Annotated in this window: 24 protein-coding genes; 13 read left to right on the top strand and 11 right to left on the bottom strand. The window is 76.3% G+C overall.

Annotated features, from left to right (window positions below; all coding sequences use genetic code 11):
- Positions 1 to 49: 49 nt before the first annotated feature.
- The 4 genes from KVT14_RS05965 to KVT14_RS05950 are packed head-to-tail and all read right to left on the bottom strand — an operon-like array spanning position 50 to position 1,443.
- A complete protein-coding gene (locus tag KVT14_RS05965; RefSeq protein ID WP_217614831.1) occupies positions 50 to 418 on the bottom strand; it encodes a hypothetical protein in 369 nt (122 codons plus the stop codon).
- Positions 411 to 593, bottom strand: coding sequence for a DUF2273 domain-containing protein (locus KVT14_RS05960; RefSeq protein ID WP_217614830.1), 183 nt, complete (start codon positions 591 to 593; stop codon positions 411 to 413). Before KVT14_RS05960 ends, KVT14_RS05965 begins: the two co-directional genes overlap by 8 nt.
- Entirely contained in the window at positions 593 to 961 is a 369-nt protein-coding gene (locus tag KVT14_RS05955) for a hypothetical protein (RefSeq protein ID WP_217614829.1), read from the bottom strand. The genes KVT14_RS05960 and KVT14_RS05955 overlap by 1 nt, the downstream gene beginning before the upstream one ends.
- On the bottom strand, positions 958 to 1,443 hold the full coding sequence (locus KVT14_RS05950; protein ID WP_217614828.1) for an Asp23/Gls24 family envelope stress response protein: 486 nt from the start codon (positions 1,441 to 1,443) through the stop codon (positions 958 to 960). Before KVT14_RS05950 ends, KVT14_RS05955 begins: the two co-directional genes overlap by 4 nt.
- 154 nt (positions 1,444 to 1,597) lie before the next feature.
- Between KVT14_RS05950 and KVT14_RS05945 the strand changes: the two genes are divergently transcribed.
- From KVT14_RS05945 to KVT14_RS05910, 8 genes are all read left to right on the top strand, one after another.
- A complete protein-coding gene (locus KVT14_RS05945) occupies positions 1,598 to 2,146 on the top strand; it encodes an RNA polymerase sigma factor (RefSeq protein WP_217614827.1) in 549 nt (182 codons plus the stop codon).
- Positions 2,137 to 2,628, top strand: coding sequence for a hypothetical protein (locus tag KVT14_RS05940; RefSeq protein WP_217614826.1), 492 nt, complete (start codon positions 2,137 to 2,139; stop codon positions 2,626 to 2,628). Before KVT14_RS05945 ends, KVT14_RS05940 begins: the two co-directional genes overlap by 10 nt.
- A 96-nt stretch (positions 2,629 to 2,724) precedes the next feature.
- Complete coding sequence (locus KVT14_RS05935) at positions 2,725 to 3,930, top strand: OmpA family protein (RefSeq protein ID WP_217614825.1); 1,206 nt, start codon at positions 2,725 to 2,727, stop codon at positions 3,928 to 3,930.
- 11 nt (positions 3,931 to 3,941) lie between these two features.
- The gene (locus KVT14_RS05930; RefSeq protein ID WP_217614824.1) at positions 3,942 to 4,484 is read left to right on the top strand and encodes a DUF3060 domain-containing protein; all 543 of its coding nucleotides are present in this window, start codon (positions 3,942 to 3,944) and stop codon (positions 4,482 to 4,484) included.
- Between the two features lie 58 nt (positions 4,485 to 4,542).
- Positions 4,543 to 4,827 carry a DUF4190 domain-containing protein gene (locus KVT14_RS05925; RefSeq protein WP_217614823.1) on the top strand — a complete coding sequence of 95 codons (285 nt, stop codon included), beginning with the start codon at positions 4,543 to 4,545 and terminating at the stop codon, positions 4,825 to 4,827.
- Positions 4,824 to 5,549, top strand: a complete 726-nt coding sequence (locus KVT14_RS05920) for a response regulator transcription factor (protein ID WP_217614822.1) — start codon at positions 4,824 to 4,826, stop codon at positions 5,547 to 5,549. Before KVT14_RS05925 ends, KVT14_RS05920 begins: the two co-directional genes overlap by 4 nt.
- Entirely contained in the window at positions 5,546 to 6,481 is a 936-nt protein-coding gene (locus tag KVT14_RS05915) for a sensor histidine kinase KdpD (RefSeq protein WP_217614821.1), read from the top strand. The genes KVT14_RS05920 and KVT14_RS05915 overlap by 4 nt, the downstream gene beginning before the upstream one ends.
- A 76-nt stretch (positions 6,482 to 6,557) precedes the next feature.
- A complete protein-coding gene (locus KVT14_RS05910) occupies positions 6,558 to 6,737 on the top strand; it encodes a hypothetical protein (RefSeq protein WP_217614820.1) in 180 nt (59 codons plus the stop codon).
- Positions 6,738 to 6,768: 31 nt separating this feature from the next.
- Here KVT14_RS05910 and KVT14_RS05905 read toward each other — a convergent pair whose 3' ends face one another.
- Positions 6,769 to 6,945, bottom strand: coding sequence for a hypothetical protein (locus tag KVT14_RS05905; protein ID WP_217614819.1), 177 nt, complete (start codon positions 6,943 to 6,945; stop codon positions 6,769 to 6,771).
- Between the two features lie 186 nt (positions 6,946 to 7,131).
- On the opposite strand from KVT14_RS05905, the gene bsh reads away from it, so the two are divergent.
- Complete coding sequence (bsh, locus tag KVT14_RS05900) at positions 7,132 to 8,079, top strand: choloylglycine hydrolase (RefSeq protein ID WP_217614818.1); 948 nt, start codon at positions 7,132 to 7,134, stop codon at positions 8,077 to 8,079.
- A 61-nt stretch (positions 8,080 to 8,140) separates the two neighbouring features.
- Entirely contained in the window at positions 8,141 to 8,647 is a 507-nt protein-coding gene (locus KVT14_RS05895) for a hypothetical protein (RefSeq protein ID WP_217614817.1), read from the top strand.
- A gap of 60 nt (positions 8,648 to 8,707) precedes the next feature.
- Here KVT14_RS05895 and KVT14_RS05890 read toward each other — a convergent pair whose 3' ends face one another.
- The 5 genes from KVT14_RS05890 to KVT14_RS05870 form a co-directional block, all read right to left on the bottom strand.
- Complete coding sequence (locus KVT14_RS05890; protein WP_217614816.1) at positions 8,708 to 9,649, bottom strand: siderophore-interacting protein; 942 nt, start codon at positions 9,647 to 9,649, stop codon at positions 8,708 to 8,710.
- A gap of 89 nt (positions 9,650 to 9,738) precedes the next feature.
- Positions 9,739 to 10,869: a VIT1/CCC1 family protein gene (locus tag KVT14_RS05885; protein ID WP_217614815.1), complete on the bottom strand. Its 1,131-nt coding sequence runs from the start codon at positions 10,867 to 10,869 to the stop codon at positions 9,739 to 9,741.
- Between the two features lie 161 nt (positions 10,870 to 11,030).
- Complete coding sequence (locus KVT14_RS05880) at positions 11,031 to 11,396, bottom strand: hypothetical protein (RefSeq protein ID WP_217614814.1); 366 nt, start codon at positions 11,394 to 11,396, stop codon at positions 11,031 to 11,033.
- A 61-nt stretch (positions 11,397 to 11,457) separates the two neighbouring features.
- Entirely contained in the window at positions 11,458 to 12,468 is a 1,011-nt protein-coding gene (locus tag KVT14_RS05875; RefSeq protein ID WP_217614813.1) for a TIGR03557 family F420-dependent LLM class oxidoreductase, read from the bottom strand.
- 57 nt (positions 12,469 to 12,525) lie between these two features.
- On the bottom strand, positions 12,526 to 13,389 hold the full coding sequence (locus tag KVT14_RS05870) for an SDR family oxidoreductase (protein WP_217614812.1): 864 nt from the start codon (positions 13,387 to 13,389) through the stop codon (positions 12,526 to 12,528).
- Positions 13,390 to 13,509: 120 nt separating this feature from the next.
- On the opposite strand from KVT14_RS05870, the gene KVT14_RS05865 reads away from it, so the two are divergent.
- The 3 genes from KVT14_RS05865 (at position 13,510) to KVT14_RS05855 (ending at position 17,134) form a co-directional block, all read left to right on the top strand.
- Positions 13,510 to 13,905: a helix-turn-helix domain-containing protein gene (locus KVT14_RS05865; RefSeq protein ID WP_217614811.1), complete on the top strand. Its 396-nt coding sequence runs from the start codon at positions 13,510 to 13,512 to the stop codon at positions 13,903 to 13,905.
- Between the two features lie 93 nt (positions 13,906 to 13,998).
- A complete protein-coding gene (locus tag KVT14_RS05860) occupies positions 13,999 to 14,928 on the top strand; it encodes an FKBP-type peptidyl-prolyl cis-trans isomerase (protein WP_217614810.1) in 930 nt (309 codons plus the stop codon).
- A gap of 124 nt (positions 14,929 to 15,052) precedes the next feature.
- The gene (locus KVT14_RS05855; RefSeq protein WP_217614809.1) at positions 15,053 to 17,134 is read left to right on the top strand and encodes an elongation factor G; all 2,082 of its coding nucleotides are present in this window, start codon (positions 15,053 to 15,055) and stop codon (positions 17,132 to 17,134) included.
- Positions 17,135 to 17,148: 14 nt separating this feature from the next.
- Here the strand turns inward: KVT14_RS05855 and KVT14_RS05850 are convergent, their stop codons facing one another.
- A complete protein-coding gene (locus KVT14_RS05850; RefSeq protein WP_308160915.1) occupies positions 17,149 to 17,565 on the bottom strand; it encodes a MerR family transcriptional regulator in 417 nt (138 codons plus the stop codon).
- Positions 17,566 to 17,567: the final 2 nt, after the last annotated feature.

The following is a 17,567-nucleotide window of genomic DNA, read 5'->3' as shown; positions in this document are numbered from 1 at the left end:
CGGGCCGGGCGCGCCGCCGCGGCCGGCGGCGCCACGTGGGCCGCCGCGCTCACGACACCCTCCGGCGCGCCTCGGCCGCGGCCACCACGGCCTCGACGGTGACGAGCACGTCGTCGACCCGGACCCCGACGAGCTCCTCGAGCTCGCCGCGGACCGCGCCCGCGACCCGGGACGCCACGTCGGCGGCCGGCTCGGGCCAGGTCCCGGCGACCCGTGCCGCCACCCGCACCCGCCGACCGGCCACCTCGACGTCCACGTGCGGCAGGTCCGTGCCCACGGGGCCGCGGCGGACCGGCGTCGAGGCGCGCTCGGCCGCCCGCCGGGCCACCCGGGCGACGCCGCGGTCGGCGACCGTGACCCGGCCCCCGCCCGCGTACGCCGGGGCCGACGACGCCGCCGGGGCGAGGACGTCAGCCACGGCGCCGCCCCCCGAGCACCGCCCCGAGGTCGATCCGCCCGTCGGCGTGCGCCCCGACCACCAGGCCGAGGCCGCCGAGCACCAGGGCGAGCAGGAAGCCCACCAGGCCGCCCGTGGTGATCGCCACCGCGAGCAGCAGGCCGGCCAGCAGGCCGGTCGTCGTCATCGAGCTCATCACGCGTCCTTCCCGGTCCCGCGGAGCGGGACCTGCGACCCGCGGGACTGCTGCCCCGCGGGGTCCACGTCCTCGACGTGCACGTGCACCGGCGACCCGTCGCCGGCGGCCGCCGCGACCGCGGCACGCACCGCGGCGGCGGTCCCCGGGATCGGCAGGTCGGCGACCACGACGACGTGCACGTGCACCCCGTCCGGCGCCAGGCGCACGCCCCCGACGCGCTCCCCCGCCAGGTACGTCCCGACCTCGCCGAGCGGGCCGGCGCTCAGCCGGACGACGCCCGGCACCGCGAGCGCGGCGGCCCGCACGGCGTGGGCGGCCGCGGCCGCCGGGTCCGCCGTCGGCACCGGCAGCGCGTGCCCGGTCACTGGACCCGCGGCTGCGCGGGCTCGCCGTCCTGCTCGTCGTCCTGCGGCAGCCAGACGTCGTTCACGCTGACGTTCACCTCGATGACGCGGAGCCCGGTCATCCGCTCGATGCCCGTGACGATCGAGCGACGCACCGCCTCGGCCACGTCGGCGATCGCGACCCCGTACTCGGCCACGATGTCCACGTCGACGGCCGCCTCGGACTGCCCGACCTCGACGCTGACCCCCTGCGAGTAGTTGGTCGAGCCGCCCGGGATGCGCTCGCGGAGGGCGCCGAACGCGCGCTGGGCGCCGCCGCCGACGTCGTGCACGCCGGCGACGTCGCGCGCCGCGATCCCGGCGATCTTGCTGACCACAGTGTCGGCGATCGTGGTGGTCCCGCGCTCGGTGCTGAGCGCGCTCGCGACGGCTCGGGTGCGGTCCTTGGGCGTCAGCTCCTGGGCGTCATTGGTCCCGGCCTGGGTGGGCGTGGTGCCGGTCATGTCGTCCTCCTCGTCGGGTGCGGCGGCCCGGCCCGCCGGTCGCGGGCCCGGATGGCGGCTCGTCCGCACCGTCCTGACAGGAGTGGGTGCCCGCGCACCACCGGTCCTCACGCTCCGGTGGCTGTGATCTGGGTCACACGCTAGGTTCACGCTCGTGAGGCCCGGTGAGGACGACGCCGAGCTGGTCCGGCGCGCGCGACTCGGCGACCGGGACGCGTTCGCGGCCCTGGTCGATCGGCACGGCGCGGCCATGTACCGGTACGCCCGGCGGATGCTGCACGACGACGGCGCGGCCGAGGACTGCGTCCAGGAGGCGCTCGTCTCCGCGTGGCTGTCGGCGGACCGCTTCCGGGGCGAGGCGGCCGTCCGGACCTGGCTGTTCGGCATCCTGACGAACACCGTCCGCCGCCGCGTCCGGACCGACGCACGGCACCCCGCGTCCCCGCTGCCCGAGGAGGCGGCGCTCCCCGCGGACCCGGGGGACCCGATCGCCGTGGTCGAGGCCGCGGACCTGCGCGCCGCCCTCGAGATCGCCCTGCGCGAGCTGCCCCCGATGCAGCGGGCGTGCTGGATGCTGGTGGAGGTGGAGCGCATGTCCTACGCCGAGGTCGCGCGAGTGCAGGCGACGACGGCCGACGCGGTGCGCGGCGCCGTGCACCGGGCGCGGACCACGCTGGGGAGGAGGTTGGCGCCATGGCGGTAGACCGCGACCCCTCCGGGCGACCGGCGGACCACGACCACCCCGACGAGGTGGTCGCGCGCGCCGCCGGCACGCTCCGGGAGATCACCGACGCGGGCTGGGTGCGGGCGCGGGAGGCCGTGCTCGAACGGGTCCGGCGCACGCTCCGCCCCGCGCCGCACGTGGCGGGCCGGCACTCCGACGGGCGGTTCACCGTCGCGACGCCCGTGCTCGTCGACCGGCTGCGGCGGGCGGTCGACGGCGCGACCCCGGCGCGGGTGCTCGACGTCCAGGTCGACGTCGGCCCCGAGGTCGAGCTCGACGGCGTGGCGCTGCGGCTGAGCGTCGCCTACGGGTCCCCGATCGGGCCGGACGCCGAGGCCGCGCGGGCGGCGGTGCTGGCCGAGGTCGAGCGGACGCTCGGCGTGCCGCTGGAGCCGGCGCGGGTGACGGTCGACGTGCACATCGCGGACGTGCACGTGACCGGGACCGAGCCACCCACCTGAGCCCCGCCGCGACCTCCGCGCTCGTGTCGCAGACCTGCGACGACGCTGCGACAGACCGGCGACCCGCGCCGGCCCGCGCTCCCCTACGGTGCTGCCATGCCGCTTCAGCCGCGAGGCCGCCACGCCCTGCTCACCGCCGCCGCCCTGGTCGTCCTGACCGCCTGCGGCACCGACGCGCCGGAGAAGGCCGACGACCGGGACCGCCCCGCCGCCTCGCCCGCGGCGACCACCCGTGCGCCCGCGCCGACGCCGACGCTCCCCGCCGTCGCCGGGTACGAGCCCGGGGAGATCCCGCCCGTCCCGCTGATCGTGCTGCCGGACCTGTCGATGCTCGACGCCTCGCTCGCCGGGTTCGCGCTCGACGTCGACGCCGCCGTCGGCGACATCCCGGGCGTGACGGTCACGCCGACGCACTGCGACGCGAGCGGCGCGGTCGAGGTCGGTCGGGGTGCGCTGCTGACCTACGGCGACGGCTCGGGCGTGTTCACCGCTCCGGACGGGTCGGTCGTGAACTACGGGGACGGGTCGGGCACCTACGTGCTGAACGGCACCACGGTGACCGTCTACGGCGACGGCTCGGGCACCTACGCCGCCGACGGGGTCTCGGTCGTGAGCTACGGCGACGGCTCGGGCGTCTACGACGACGGGACCACCCACGTCTACGTGCACACCGACGGCGGCGGCGGCTGGTCCCGCGGCGACCGGTCGGTCGTCAACTACGGGGACGGGTCCGGCGTCGCGTCCGACGGGGAGACCCGGATCGTCAACTACGGCGACGGCTCGGGGATGTACTCCGACGGCACGCTGACCGTGCAGAACTTCGGCGACGGCACCGGGACCGTGGACGGCGTGCCGGTCGAGGTCGACCCGCTGCCGCGCGTGCCCCGGCTCGGCGCCTTCCCCTCGATGGGGACCATCGCCCCGGTGCCCTCGTGCGGCGCTACGCTCACCCTCGACGCCGGGGTGCTGTTCGACTTCGGGTCCGCGGAGATCCGGCCGGACGCCGAGGCGTCCCTGGATGCGCTGGCGACGGCCCTCGCGGGCGTGGCGGCGCCCGCCGGGTCCGTCGAGGGGCACACCGACTCCGTGTCGTCCGCCGAGTTCAACCAGCGGCTCTCCGAGGACCGCGCGCAGGCCGTGGCCGACCACCTCGCCCGGGGCGGCGTCGGCACCGCGTTCGACGTCGTCGGCCACGGCGAGGACCGACCGGTCGCGCCGAACGAGGTCGACGGGCAGGACAACCCGGCGGGCCGGCAGCTGAACCGGCGCGTGGAGATCCTGCTGCCCGGGGTGACGTCGTGAGGCGCCGGTCGGTGGGCCCCGTCGTCGCGGCCGCGGGCGTCCTCGCCCTCGTCCTGGCCGGCTGCAGCGTCGAGGTCGTCGACGCGGACGCGGCGCCGGCGTCACCGCACCCGACGTCCGAGACGCCCCCCGACCGGGACGCCGGGCCGGCCCCGGACGCCGGGACGAGCCCGTCCGGCGGCACGAAGACCCGCGTCCCCGCCTCCGACGACGGCGCGGACGGCCCCGCGCTTCCCGGCCGCGCCACGCTCCTCCCGGTCACCACCGCCCAGATCGCCTGCGCCGGCGGCGACGCTGCCGTGAGCCGGGCGGGGGCGGCCGTCGAGGTCACGGACGACTGCGGCACCCTCACGGTCGACGGCGCGGCCGCGGTCGTCGTGGCCGGCGACGTCGGGCACCTGGTGGTCGCCGGCGCCGGCGCCCAGGTCGCGGTCCGCAGCGTCACCACCGTGACCATCGAGTCGTCCGCCGTGACCGTGACCTGGGAGGAGGGCACCCCGACGGTGTCCGGCGACACCCCGGGCAGCGCCTACGGCGCGGTGGCGCCGGGATGACCCCCGCCGCCCGCCCGGCCCGTTCCGACCGACCCGTCACGACGCCTGGAGCCCGCAGATGAGCACCCCGCAGCCGTACCGGCCCGCCCCGCAGCCGTACCCGCAGATCGTCACCCGGCCGACCAACGCCCTCGCCGTCGTCACCCTCGTCCTGGGCCTGCTCGGGTTCGCCGTCGTCCCGGTCGTCACGGGGCACGTCGCGCTGCGCCAGATCCGGACCCGGGGCGAGGGCGGCACCGCGTGCGCGGTGATCGGCCTGGTTCTCGGCTACCTGGCGCTCGCGACCTACGTGGTCGTCGCGCTCGTCGTCACCGGCTTCCTGGTGTGGGGCGGGACGCGGTGACTTCGGACGCGCCGCGCGTCCTGCTGGTCGACGACGAGGAGGCGATCCGCGACGGCCTCGCCTCGTTCCTCACCCGGAGCGGCATGGAGGTCGAGACCGCCGCCGACGGCGAGGCCGCACTGGCCGCGCACGCCCGGTGGCGCCCCGACATCCTGGTGTGCGACGTGCTCATGCCACGGCTCGACGGCCGGTCCGTGGTCCGCCGGCTGCGCGCGGCCGGCGACTGGACGCCCGTGGTCCTGCTGACCCAGGTCGGCGAGTCCTCGGAGCGGTCCGCGGCGCTCGACGAGGGCGCCGACGACTACCTGAACAAGCCGTTCGACCCCCAGGAGCTGCACGCCCGGGTCCGCGCCGTCCTCCGCCGGGCGGTGCCGGGCCAGCCGTCCCTCGCCTCGGCCGAGCGGCTGGTCAGCGGCGACCTGGTCCTGGACCGGACGGCACGGCGCGTGTGGGTCGCCGGTCGCGAGGTCGCGCTGACCCCCAAGGCGTCGCTGCTGCTCGACTACCTGATGACGCACCCCGACGAGCTGCACACCCGCGAGCGGCTGCTGCAGGCGCTGTGGGGCTTCGAGCTGGCGGTGAGCAGCCGTGCCGTCGACCACCGGGTCGCGGAGATCCGCCGCGTCCTCGGCGACGACGCGGCCGCGCCGCGCTACGTCGAGACCGTGCCGGCGGGCGGCTACCGGTTCTGCGGCCCGGTGCAGCGCGGGACCCGGCCGTGAGGGGCCGCGTCGCGGTCCTGCTCGCCCTGGTCCCCGCCGTCCTCGGCCTGCTCGGGGCGGCCGTCGCGCTCGCGTCGGGCAGGTCCCTGCGCGTGGTGGTCGGCACGCCCCTGCCCGTCGCGCTCGCCGCGCCCGGCCTGCTGCTGACCGCCGTCGTCCTGCTGGCGCTGGCGGCCGCGCGCGACCGGCGCCGTGCCGCGGCCTCCGCTGCGGAGGTCGCCGACCGCGCAGGCCGGGCGGAGGAGCGCGCCGCGCACCGCCGGTTCCTGCTGCGGCTCGACCACGAGATGAAGAACCCGGTCACCGCGCTGCGCGCCGCGCTCCCGGGCGTCGTGCCGGACCCGTCGGCGCTCGACCCGGCCGCGGCACGCGCCCACGACACGCTCCAGCAGCAGACCGCCCGGCTGTCGACGCTGGTCGCCGAGCTGCGCAAGATCGCCGAGCTCGAGACCCGCCCGCTGGAGCGCGAGGACGTGGACCTGGCACAGGTGGTCCAGGACGCGGTCGCGGACCTCCGGGACCAGGCCGCCGTGTCCGGCGTCCCGCGCACGATCACCGTCCAGCTCCCGCAGGCGCCGTGGCCGCTGCCGCACGTCCGCGGCGACGTCGACCTGCTCTACCTGGCCGTCTACAACCTGTTGGCGAACGCGCTGAAGTTCTCCCCCGCCGGGTCGACCGTCGAGGTGCGCGGGCGGGACGACGACGGGGTCGTGGAGATCGAGGTCGCCGACTCGGGCACCGGGATCCCCGCGCACGAGCTCGACTCGGTGTTCGACGAGCTGGCCCGCGGCGAGCAGGCCCGGGGCACACCGGGGTCGGGGCTCGGCCTGGCGCTGGTGCGTGTCGTCGCCGAGCGGCACGGCGGGGCGGTCGACCTGCGGTCGCGGCCGGGGCAGGGCACGAGCGCGCGGCTGCGGGTGCCGGCGGGCTGACGGGCGCGTCGGAACGCAGCCGGTCCCCGCCGGCGTTCCGGCCCCGCGGCGCCCCCGGGCGTGGCAGGCTGACGAGGTGCGCGGATTCCGGCTGGGCCTCGTGGTGGTGGCGGTCGTCATCGGCGTGGTGTCGGTCGTGCTCCAGAACTGGTGGACCGCTGCCGGCATGGCGTGCGTGATCCTCGGTCAGGTGCTCGCCGAGCTCGACGCCCGCCGCAGGGCGGCCCGGGGCGAGGCGCCGCTGCCGCGCGAGTAGGCCACACCCGCGCCCGGGTCGGCGGGGCGCGTCAGCGCGGCGGCCTCGGTCCCCTGACCGCCGTGTACGCGTGGGCGGCCGCCACCGCCGTGGCGAGCACCGCCATCACGAGGTCGAGCGTCCCGCCGCGCACCGCGAACGTCACGGCGAGCACGGCGAAGACGACGGCGCCGACCGCGCCGAGGAGTCGCTGGTGCTTCCGATTCACGGGCTCCACTCTGGCCCGCGGCGCGGGTCGACGCACTCGCCCAGATGCCGACCGCACTCTCCCGCGGGATGCTCGACGCGCGCGTCCGGGCGGTACGCAGGGGGCTCGGACGCCGACGACGAGCGAGCCCGACCGCGGCTGCGAGACGCTCCGGGTCGAGGCGCCGCTCCGGCAGGGGGCTTCGACATGTGCACAGGAATCCGGTTCTCGGACGGCCAGGGCCATCTCTACCTGGCACGGAATCTCGACTGGACCAGCGGCTACGGCGAGCACGTCGTGGTGACGCCGACGGGGTACCGCCCGCGGTCGCCGTTCGGCGCCGTCACGGCGGTCCGGCACGCGGTCATCGGCATGGGGATCGTGGAGGCGGGCACGCCGCTGTACTTCGACTGCGGCAACGACGCCGGGCTCGCCGTCGCGGGCCTCAACTTCCCGGGGTACGCGCGGTACGCCCCGGGACCGGTCGACGGCGCGACGAACGTCGCCGCCTTCGAGCTGCCGTTCTGGGTGGCCGCGCAGTTCTCGTCGGTCGACGAGGTCGAGGCGGCGCTCCGCGACGTCGTCGTCGTGGACCGGCCGGTCGACGAGCGCTACCCGAGCTCGCTGCTGCACTGGCTCGTCGGGGACGCGGACCGCGCGATCGTCCTGGAGCACACGAGCGACGGCCTGCACGTCTTCGACGACGACGTCGACGTCCTGACGAACCAGCCCGGCTTCGGCTGGCACCACGAGAACCTGCGGAACTACCTCAACGTCTCGCCGGAGTTCCCCGACGAGACCGTGGTCGGCCGGGCGAAGCTGACGCCGTTCGGCTCGGGCTCGCACATGCGCGGGGTCCCGGGCGACTACTCCTCGCCGTCGCGGTTCGTCCGCGCGGCCTACGTGCACGCGCACTACCCCGAGAAGGCGACGGAGGAGGAGAACGTCAGCCGCGCGTTCCACACGCTGCAGCAGGTGGCGATGGTGGACGGTGCCGCGGCCATGGCCTCCGGCGAGTTCGAGAAGACGATCTACACCGGGCTGTTCTCGTCGCGCACCGGGACGTACTACTGGAACACCTACGAGGACCCGGCGGTCCGGAGCGCCGCGCTGGGCGACCAGCCGACCGACGGGGCGGAGCTGGTCGAGGTGTAGCGCCCGCGGCGCGGCGACGGGCGCCTCGTCCCCGGCCGCGTGACCGGGCAGGATGGTCGGCATGGGCCTGATCTGCGACTACTTCGCCGCGCCGTCCGACGAGTCCGCCGCCGAGGTCGTGGACCGGGACGGCGGACCGGCCGGCGTCCCGGCGCCGGCCGGGTGGCCGCACGGGGCACCCCTCCCGGCCGCGGCCGCCGCGGGCTCGGGGTTCCCGACCGTGGCGGGCGGGAGCATCGACCCGGTGGTGGTGCTCGGCACCGTCACCGCCCTGCTGACCGGGCGGACGTTCGACGAGGTGCTCGCCGCCGCCGACCGGCGTGACCCGGTGGCGGTGCAGGACGACGGCGCGGAGGTGGTCCTGCGGGTCGACGACGTCGTCGTGGATGCCCTCACCCGGGCGGACGCCGCGGAGCTCGCGGCGGTGGCCGTCCCGTGGTCCCGGACCGACGAGCTCGCCGGGATCTCCGACCCGCAGTCGCTGGCGGAGTTCCTGCGCGACCTGGCCAGGCTCGCGCGGGGCGCGCGCGAGCGCGGTGAGGCGCTGTACTGCTGGGCGTGCGTCTGACGTCGGCGCAGCCCGGGCCGCTCGGCGCCGCGGCGGGGTCGATCAGGTCGGCAGGGCCTCTCAGGCCCCCTCGGCCCGCCCCTCGCGCCAGTACCCCATGAACGCCACGGCCTTCCGGTCCACCCCGCACGTCCCGACGAGGTGCCGGCGCAGGGTCTTGATCGCCCCGGCCTCCCCCGCGAGCCACGCGTACAGCGCCGCCGACTGCCGGTACGGCTCGCCGGTCTCGAAGTCGACCGGCACCTCCCACAGGATCCCGGAGTCGATGTCGACGTCCTCGAGCTCCATGCCCTCGGGCAGCGGGGCGTCGTGCGGCATGAGCCGCTTGCACGCGGCCTGCACCGCGGGGACGAGCAGCGAGCCGTGCGCGGCACCGTCGCGCGGCAGCCAGCGGACGGTCACGCCGGCCGGGGCGTCGACGGGGATGGCGTCGCCGGTGACCGGGACCTCGATCAGGGCCTCGCCGCGGGCGTCGCGGGGCAGCCGCTCGAGGATGCCGGCGATGGCGGGCGCGGCGGTCTCGTCGCCGGCGAGCAGCAGGCGGTCGGCGTGCGCCGGCGGGACGAAGTCGACGCCGCCCGACGGGCCCTCGTGCTCGCGGTTCGGGCCGAGGATGACGAGCGAGTCGCCGACCTGGGCGCAGCCGGCCCACGCGGACGCCGGGCCGGCGTCGCCGTGCAGCACCATGTCGACGTCGAGCTCGCGCAGGTCGTTGCGGGCGGTCCGCGCCGTGTAGGTGCGGATCGGGTGCCGGAGCTCGTCCGGCAGCTCCCGCCACTGCAGGTACCAGGACTCGCCGGTCGGGACGACGTCGTAGCCGCAGGGCAGCGGGAGCAGCAGCTTGATGCGCTGGTCGAAGCCGTTGTCGGCGAACTGGTCGAGGTCCTCGCCGGTGAACGTGAACCGGCGGAACGACGGGCTGAGGTCCACGATCCGCGACACCCGGACGTCGAAGAACCGGAACGGCGTGGTGACGGCCGGTGCGGCGGTGGACGCTGTCATGTCGTCACCGTAACCCGAAGGCAAGGCTTACCTCACCCCCTCTGTGAGACATCCCACAGGGTGGACATCCCGGGCGACGCGGGACCGCGTCAGGCCGCCGACGTCCCGAACGCCAGCCCCAGCAGGTACGTGGCCGCGGCGGCGCCGAAGCCGATCGCCAGCTGCCGCAGGGCGCGCTTCGCGGGCGACGAGCCCGACAGCACCCCGACGGTCGCGCCGGTGCCGAGCAGCGCGATGCCGACGAGGCCGGAGGCCAGCGCAACCGCGGCCCAGCCCTCGAGCCCCATGAGGTACGGCACGACGGGCACGATGGCGCCGCCGGCGAAGAAGCAGAACGACGCCAGCGCCGCGCCCATCGCGCTGCCGACGGTCTCGTGCTCGTCGACCTCCTCGCCCGCGCTCGCCGCGTCCTGGGCCGGAAGCGCGGCGGCGGCACCACCGACCGCCGACAGGTCCGCCAGCACCATGGCCGCCCGGGCCTGGGCCTCGTCGGCGCCCATGCCCCGCGCGCGGTAGACCAGGGCGAGCTCGTTCGCGTCGAGGTCGAGGTGCGGCAGCGCGTCCCGCGCCTGCGCGCTGGGCCGGGACGCCTCCAGGAGCTCGCGCTGCGACCGCACCGACACGTACTCGCCCGCGCCCATCGACAGCGCGCCGGCGAGCAGACCCGCGAGGCCGGTCAGCAGGACCGTCGACGTCGCGACGCCGCTCGCCCCGATGCCGAGCACCAGCGCCAGGTTGCTCACCAGGCCGTCGTTGGCGCCGAACACCGCGGCGCGGAACGTGCCGGACATCCGGCTGCGCCCGCGCATGGCGAGGCTGCGCACGACCTCCTCGTGGATCCGCTCGTCCGCCGCCATGGTCGGGGTGGCGTCGGCCTCGTCGCCGTAGCCGGACCTCGCCTCGGCGCGCTGGGCGAGCGCGAGGACGAACACGCCGCCGAACCGCCGCGCGAGCGCGCCGAGCACCCGGGACCGGATGTCGCCGGGCAGCGGGCGGCCGACGCGGTCACCGAGCAGGTCGAGCCAGTGCTGCTCGTGCCGCTTCTCCGCATCCGCGAGGGCGAGCAGGATCGCGCGCTCCTCGCCCGTGCGGCGCGAGGCGAGGTCGCGGTAGGCGGCGGCCTCGGCGCGCTCGTCCGCGAGGTAGCGGCGCCAGCGGCGGATCTGGCGGGCGGTGGGCGCGACGGCGGGGGCCCCGGGGGCCCGGTCGGTGGGTGGCACGGTGCCCCATGGTGGGCGCACCGGAGCCCCGAGTCACGCGATCCGCGCCGATTCGGGCGGCCGAATCGGCACGTCCGCTCCCCCGTCGGCCCCGGCCCCGGACGCCCCCGCCGGCGGGTGCGGCGAGGCGGTGCGCACGGCCGCGGCCGCCCGAGCCGACCTCAGTCCTCCCAGGGCGGCGTCTCGTCGAGCTTCGCGTAGTACTTCGCGAGGTGGCTCTTCACCCGGTCGACGTCCTTCGACGGCAGGTCGACCCCGCCGCGCGAACCCTGCATCACGGCCGCCGCGGCGAACACGCCCCGCGGCACCGCGACGAGCTTCCCACCCACGACGTCGGCGACCAGGAGCTTGTACGCGGTGAAGTTCTGCTTCGCGTCGGCGTCGTACCAGACGTGCGCGTCCCGGTACTTCTCGTTCGGCTCGTCCGCGGCGTCCGCCCACGCGCGGACGCGCTTCTCGGCGGCGGCGCCGTCCCACTCGCGGTCGCGGTCGGCCAGCGGCAGGTCCTGGAACGCGGTGACGGCCATCGGCCGCACCTCCCTCTCAACTGCTCGGGTGTGAAACCGTACGGTTGCGCAACGGCGGGGTTCAGGACGTCGGGGCCGCGTCCCGGAGCTTCTCGAGCAGCGGGCCCGCGACCTCGTCGAGGAACCGCTGCTGCGCCTGGTCGCCGACCTGGACCAGCGCGATGTCGGTGAACCCGGCCTCCCAGTACGGCTGGATCTTGGCGACGATCGCGTCGAGGTCGGGGCCGCACGGGATGGTCTCGGCGACGTCGTCCGGCCGGACGAACTGGCTCGCGGCCGCGAAGGCCTCGGTCGTCGGCAGGTCGGCGTTCACGCTCCAGCCGCCGGCGAACCAGCGGAACTGCTCGTGCGCCCGCTCCTTGGCCGTCGCCAGGTCAGGATCCCACGAGATCGGGATCTGGCCGATCTTGCGGGACGGCGGCGGGGTCTGCCCGCCGATCGCGTCCGCGGCCTGGGCACGGGCCTCGTCCCAGGACCGCAGCAGGTCCGCCTCGGGGTCGGTCGCGACCAGGTGGTCGGCCAGCGGGGCGAACCGGGACACCGACTGCGCGCCCGAGACCGCCACGCCGATCTCGACCGGGGTGTCCGGGAGGTCCCAGAGCTGCGCGGAGTCGGTGCGGAAGTGCACGCCGTCGAACGTCAGGCGGTCGCCGTCGAGCAGCGACCGGATGATCTCGATCGCCTCCTCGAGCATGTCGTGCCGCTCGCCGACCGCGGGCCAGCGCTCGCCGACCACGTGCTCGTTGAGGTTCTCGCCCGCGCCGAGGCCCAGGGTGAACCGGCCGTCGGACAGGACGCCGAGGGTGGCGGCCTTCTGCGCGACGACGGCCGGGTGGTACCGCACGGTCGGGCAGGTCACGTAGGTCATCAGGTCGACGCGGGAGGTCACCTGGGAGACGGCGCCGAGCAGCGACCACGCGTACGGCGCGTGGCCCTGCTCGTCGACCCACGGGAAGTAGTGGTCCGAGGAGACCACGAAGTCGAAGCCGGTCTCCTCGGCGTCGGCCGCGTACCCCACGAGCTGCTTGGGCCCGGACTGCTCGGTCATGAGGGTGTACCCGAATCGCGTCATGCGATCGAGCCTCACACCGACCGGCCGCCCCGGCATCCGGAGCGGCCGGCCCAGCGGTCAGGCCTGGGCGAGCGCCGTGCGGAGGGCGTCGACCAGCGGGGTGGTCGGGCGGCCGATCAGGCGGGACAGGTCGCCCGAGGTCTCCGCCAGCAGGCCGTCGCGGGTGTTCCCCTCCAGGGCGACCACGAAGCCGACGGTGCCCTCGTCCAGGCCCGCGGCGGCGAGGTCGGCGGCGCGCTGCTCGGGCGACACCGCGCGGTAGACGACCGGGCGGCCCAGCACCTCGGACGCGGCCGCGGCGAGCTCGTCGAAGCCCCACGCCTCGTCGCCGGACAGCTCGTACACGGCGTCGTCGTGGCCCTCGGTGCGCAGCACGACGGCGGCCGCCGCGGCGAAGTCGTCGCGCGGCGCGGACGCCACCCGGCCGTCGCCGAACGAGCCGACGATCTCGCCGGTCTCCCGCGCCTGCTGCACGTCGCCGAGGTAGTTCTCGGTGTACCAGCCGTTCCGCAGGATCGTGTACGTCAGACCGGACGCGCGGAGGATCTCCTCGGTGGCCTTGTGCTCCGGGGCGAGCACCAGCGGCGAGGTGTCGGCCTTCGGCGCGGACGTGTACACGAGGCGGCCCACGCCGGCGGCCTTCGCGGCCTCGATCACGGCGCGGTGCTGCTCGACGCGCTGCCCGACCTCGCTGCCCGACACCAGCAGCACGGTCTCGGCGCCCTCGAGCGCGGCGGCGATCGTCTCCGGCTGCCCGTAGTCGAGCGTCGCGACGCGCACGCCGCGCTCGGCGAGGTCCGCGAGGGTCTCGGTGCGGCGGCCGGCGGCGACGATCTGGTCGGCCGGGACGCCGTCGGCGAGCAGGTGGGTGACGACGAGGCGGCCGAGGTGGCCGGTGGCGCCGGTGACGACGATCGACATGGTGGAGCTCCTCCGAGGTGGACGTGGCCGGCCGCCTGACGCGTCCGGCACCTGCCCCAACGGCCGACCCCTGCCCACCCTTCCCGGTCGCCGGTACCCACTTTCGCGTAAGGTACTGGCATGGCGGTAAGCATCGAGGACACGGCCCCGGCGGTCCCTGGATCCGTGCTGGGCGACCTGCTCACCGACGGCGTCCTCGCCTCCGCGTGCCCGAGCCGGGTCGTGCTGGACCACGTGACCAGCAAGTGGGGCGTGCTCGTCCTGGTCGCGCTGTCCGAGCGCACGCTCCGCTGGGGCGAGCTGCGCCGGCTGGTCGAGGGCATCAGCGAGAAGATGCTGGCCTCGACGCTCCGCACGCTCGAGGCGGACGGCCTGGTGCTCCGCGAGGCCACCCCGTCGATCCCGCCGCGGGTCGACTACTCGCTCACCCCGCTCGGCCGCGAGCTCGCCGACCACCTGCTGCCGCTGATGGGCTGGATCGTGCGGCACGCGGACGCGATGGTCGCGCGGCCCTGAACCACGGCCCCCGGGCACCGGGCCCGGGAGTGCCACAGCCGGGGCGCCTACGATGGCCCACCGCAACCCCGCACCCGACCGAAGGACGAGCACGTGCGCCGTACGGCCGCCACCCTCCTCGCCGCGTCCCTGCTGCTGCTCGCCGCGTGCAGCGACGGGGGCTCCGACGACTCCGCCTCCCCCAGCGCCTCCGAGTCCGCCACGGCCGCCGCGACCGCGTCCGCCGAGGACGTCGCCGCGCTGGAGGCCGTGACCCTCACCGGCGACGCCGGCCAGGAGCCCGCGTTCGACTTCGAGCAGCCGTTCTCGGTGTCCGCCCCGGTCGCGCGGGTCGTCACCCCGGGCACGGGCGACACCGTGGCCGAGGGCGACCTGGTCACCGTCAACATCGCCGCGGTGAGCGGCGAGGACGGCAGCACCCTCGGCGGCACCTACGGCGCCGAGCCGCAGCAGTACCTCGCGACCAGCGACAACCTGCCGCCGGTGCTGCTGGACGAGCTCGTCGGCCAGCAGATCGGCGCCCGCCTGCTGTTCGCGAACCCCGCCAACGGCATGACGTCGCTGCTCGCGGTCGAGGTCGTCGGCACCGAGGCGGTCCCGACCCGCGCCGAGGGCACCGCGGTCACCCCGCTGCCCGAGGGCCTGCCGACCGTCACGCTCGACGAGGACGGCGCGCCGTCGATCGAGCCGCTCGACACCGACCCGCCGACCGAGCTGGTCGTGCAGCCGCTGATCCAGGGCGCGGGCGCGGCCGTCGAGGCGGGCCAGACCCTCACCGTCCAGTACAGCGGCTGGCTCTGGGACGGCACCTCGTTCGACTCGTCCTGGGAGCGCGGCTCGGCCACGACCTTCCCGCTGACGAACGTCATCCAGGGCTGGCAGCAGGGCCTGGTCGGCCAGACGGTCGGCAGCCAGGTGCTGCTGATCATCCCGCCGGAGCTGGGCTACGGCGACCAGGAGTCGGGCAGCATCCCGGCGAACTCGACGCTGGTCTTCGTGGTGGACATCCTCTCCGCGTCCTGATCGCACCCGGCGGGGGCACGCGCAGCACAGGGACCTCGGTCGCACCAGCGACCGAGGTCCCTGTCGTTCCCGCGACCCGCGTGGTTAGCCTGGCCGTCCCGGCACCGATCCAGAAGGACGTGCGATGGACGCGGCAACGACGCCGACGGTCCGGAACGTGGCGCTCGTCGGCCACGCCGGATCCGGCAAGACGACACTCGCCGAGGCCCTCCTGCTGCGCGCGGGGGCCGTCCCCCGCGCCGGCCGGGTCGAGGACGGCTCGACGGTCTGCGACCACGAGCCGGAGGAGGTGGCCCGCGGCTCCTCCGTGGCGCTCGGCGTGGCCGACCTCGACTGGACGTGCAGCCAGGGCCGCCCGCACCGCATGACCCTCCTGGACACCCCGGGGGCGCCGGACTTCGCGGGGGCGGTGGACGCGGCCCTCGCGGTCGCGGACCTCGCGGTGGTGGTGGTGAGTGCCGTCGACGGGGTCCAGTCCGGGACGGAGGCGGCGTGGCGCAGGTGCGACGAGGCGGGGATCCCCCGCCTCGTCGTCGTCTCCCAGGAGGACCGTGCCCGCGCCGACTTCCACCGGGTGCTCGACCAGGTGCGTGACCTCGCCGTCCGCACCGGGCACGACGCCGCCGCGGTGCTGCCGCTGGAGCTGCCGCTCGGCGAGGAGCAGGCGCTGCACGGCGTCGCCGACGTGCTCTCGGACCGCGGGTTCGACTACGGGGCGGACGGCCGGCACCGCGACTGCGACCTCCCCGCCGACGTCGCCGACGAGGAGCACCGCCTGCACGGCGAGGTGACGGAGGAGATCGTCGCCCACGACGACGACCAGCTGGAGCGGTACCTGTCCGGCGACGAGCCCGGCCCGGTGGACCTCGAGCGCACGCTCGCCCGCGAGGTCGCCTCCGGGGGCGCCGTGCCCGTCCTGGTCGCCTCCGCGGCCACCGGGGTCGGCATCGACCGGCTCGCGGACCTCGTGTGCGAGATCGGCCCGGCGCCGACCGACCGGCCCGCGCGGCTGCGGGTCGGCGGCGGCGGCCCCGACGACGGCGCGGAGACCGAGCTGCCCGCCGACCCGGCCGGCGAGACCGTCCTGCACGTGTTCCGCACCGTGGCCGACCCGTTCGTCGGCCAGGTGTCGGTGTTCAAGGTGCTGTCCGGCACCGTGCGCTCGGGCGACCGGCTGACGACCGCCGGCGGCACCGAGGAGCGGCTGCACGGCCTGTTCCGGCTCCGGGGCCGGGAGCACCTGCCGGTCGACGCGGTCGCGGCGGGCGGGATCGCCGCGGTCGCCAAGCTCGGCTCGGCCCCGACCGGCACGCTGCTCGCCTCGCGCGCCCAGCCGGTCCGGCCCGCGACGCTGCCCGCCCGGCCGCCCGTGCTCGGCCTCGCGCTGGTCCCGGTCAGCCAGGCCGACGACGACAAGCTGTCCGGCGCGCTCACCCGGCTCGCCGCCGAGGACCCGACCCTGGTCGTGGAGCGCACCGCGCACCAGGCGGTCCTCCGGGGCCTCGGCGACGCGCACCTCGCGGTGGCCGTCGAGCGGCTGGCCCGGGTGTTCGGCGTGCACGTCGCCACCGAGCCGGTGCGGATCGCGTACCGGGAGACGATCGCCCGCGCCGCCGAGGCCGAGGGCCGGCTCAAGAAGCAGTCCGGCGGGCACGGGCAGTTCGCCGTCGTGCAGCTGCGGCTCAGCCCGCTGCCTCCGGGTTCCGGCTTCGCGTTCGTCGACTCGGTGGTCGGCGGCGCGGTGCCGCGGTCCTACCTGCCCGCCGTCGAGCGCGGCGCCGCGGAGGCGCTCGCCGCGGGTGGGCCGCTCGGGCACCCCGTCGTCGACGTCCAGGTCGAAGTCCACGACGGCAAGGCGCACGCGGTCGACTCCTCGGACATGGCGTTCCGCACCGCCACCGCCGCCGGCGTCCGCGCCGCGCTCGCCTCCGCCGGCACCGTGCTGCTGGAGCCGACGCTGCGGGTCACGGTCGTCGTGCCGCCCGAGGCGCAGGGGGACGTGCTCGGCGACCTCTCCGGGCGGCGCGGGCGGATCAGCTCGAGCAGCACGACCGACGACGGCCGGGTGCGGATCGAGGCGGTCGTCCCGGAGGCGGAGGTCGTCCGGTACGCGCTCGACCTGCGCGCGCTGACCGGCGGGCGGGGCGAGGTGGTGCTGGTGCCCGGGGACTACGAGGTCCGGCCGGGGCACCTGGCGCCGGTGTGACGCGGCGGCGCCCCTCAGCCCGCCGCCGCGGCCGCCTCCGGCACCGGAGCCCCGGACCCCAGCCGCCCCGCGTAGACGTCGATCTTCATCTCGATCGCCGCGAGGTGCTCGGTCACCTCCGCCAGCTGCGCCCGCACCGCGTCCCGGTGCGCCTGCAGCAGCGCCATCCGCTGCGGCTCGGTGCCCTCGCCCTGCCGGACCAGGTCGGCGTACTCCCGGATCTCCCGGATCGGCATGCCGGTGGCGCGCAGCCGGGTGAGCAGGTGGATCCAGCCGAGGTCGCGCTCGGTGTACCGGCGGTGCCCCGAGGACGCGCGCTCGACCGCGTCGAGCAGCAGCCCGTCGCGCTCGTAGTACCGGAGCGTGTGCGGGGTCAGCCCGGTCGCGGTGGCGGCCTCGGCGATGGTGAGGGTGCGGCTCTCCTCGGTCACGC

The organism is Cellulomonas sp. GbtcB1 (assembly GCF_019091725.1).
Taxonomy (GTDB): domain Bacteria; phylum Actinomycetota; class Actinomycetes; order Actinomycetales; family Cellulomonadaceae; genus Cellulomonas.
This window is presented reverse-complemented; position numbering and strand designations above follow the sequence as displayed.

Coding starts and splice junctions, on each gene's coding strand:
- KVT14_RS05875 (WP_217614813.1), bottom strand. CDS start 12,468: ATGACGCGATTCGGGTACACCCTCATGACCGAGCAGTCCGGGCCCAAG.
- bsh (WP_217614818.1), top strand. CDS start 7,132: ATGTGCACAGGAATCCGGTTCTCGGACGGCCAGGGCCATCTCTACCTG.
- KVT14_RS05950 (WP_217614828.1), bottom strand. CDS start 1,443: ATGACCGGCACCACGCCCACCCAGGCCGGGACCAATGACGCCCAGGAG.
- KVT14_RS05940 (WP_217614826.1), top strand. CDS start 2,137: ATGGCGGTAGACCGCGACCCCTCCGGGCGACCGGCGGACCACGACCAC.
- KVT14_RS05935 (WP_217614825.1), top strand. CDS start 2,725: ATGCCGCTTCAGCCGCGAGGCCGCCACGCCCTGCTCACCGCCGCCGCC.
- KVT14_RS05880 (WP_217614814.1), bottom strand. CDS start 11,396: ATGGCCGTCACCGCGTTCCAGGACCTGCCGCTGGCCGACCGCGACCGC.
- KVT14_RS05865 (WP_217614811.1), top strand. CDS start 13,510: ATGGCGGTAAGCATCGAGGACACGGCCCCGGCGGTCCCTGGATCCGTG.
- KVT14_RS05960 (WP_217614830.1), bottom strand. CDS start 593: ATGAGCTCGATGACGACGACCGGCCTGCTGGCCGGCCTGCTGCTCGCG.
- KVT14_RS05890 (WP_217614816.1), bottom strand. CDS start 9,649: ATGACAGCGTCCACCGCCGCACCGGCCGTCACCACGCCGTTCCGGTTC.
- KVT14_RS05855 (WP_217614809.1), top strand. CDS start 15,053: ATGGACGCGGCAACGACGCCGACGGTCCGGAACGTGGCGCTCGTCGGC.
- KVT14_RS05895 (WP_217614817.1), top strand. CDS start 8,141: ATGGGCCTGATCTGCGACTACTTCGCCGCGCCGTCCGACGAGTCCGCC.
- KVT14_RS05925 (WP_217614823.1), top strand. CDS start 4,543: ATGAGCACCCCGCAGCCGTACCGGCCCGCCCCGCAGCCGTACCCGCAG.
- KVT14_RS05870 (WP_217614812.1), bottom strand. CDS start 13,389: ATGTCGATCGTCGTCACCGGCGCCACCGGCCACCTCGGCCGCCTCGTC.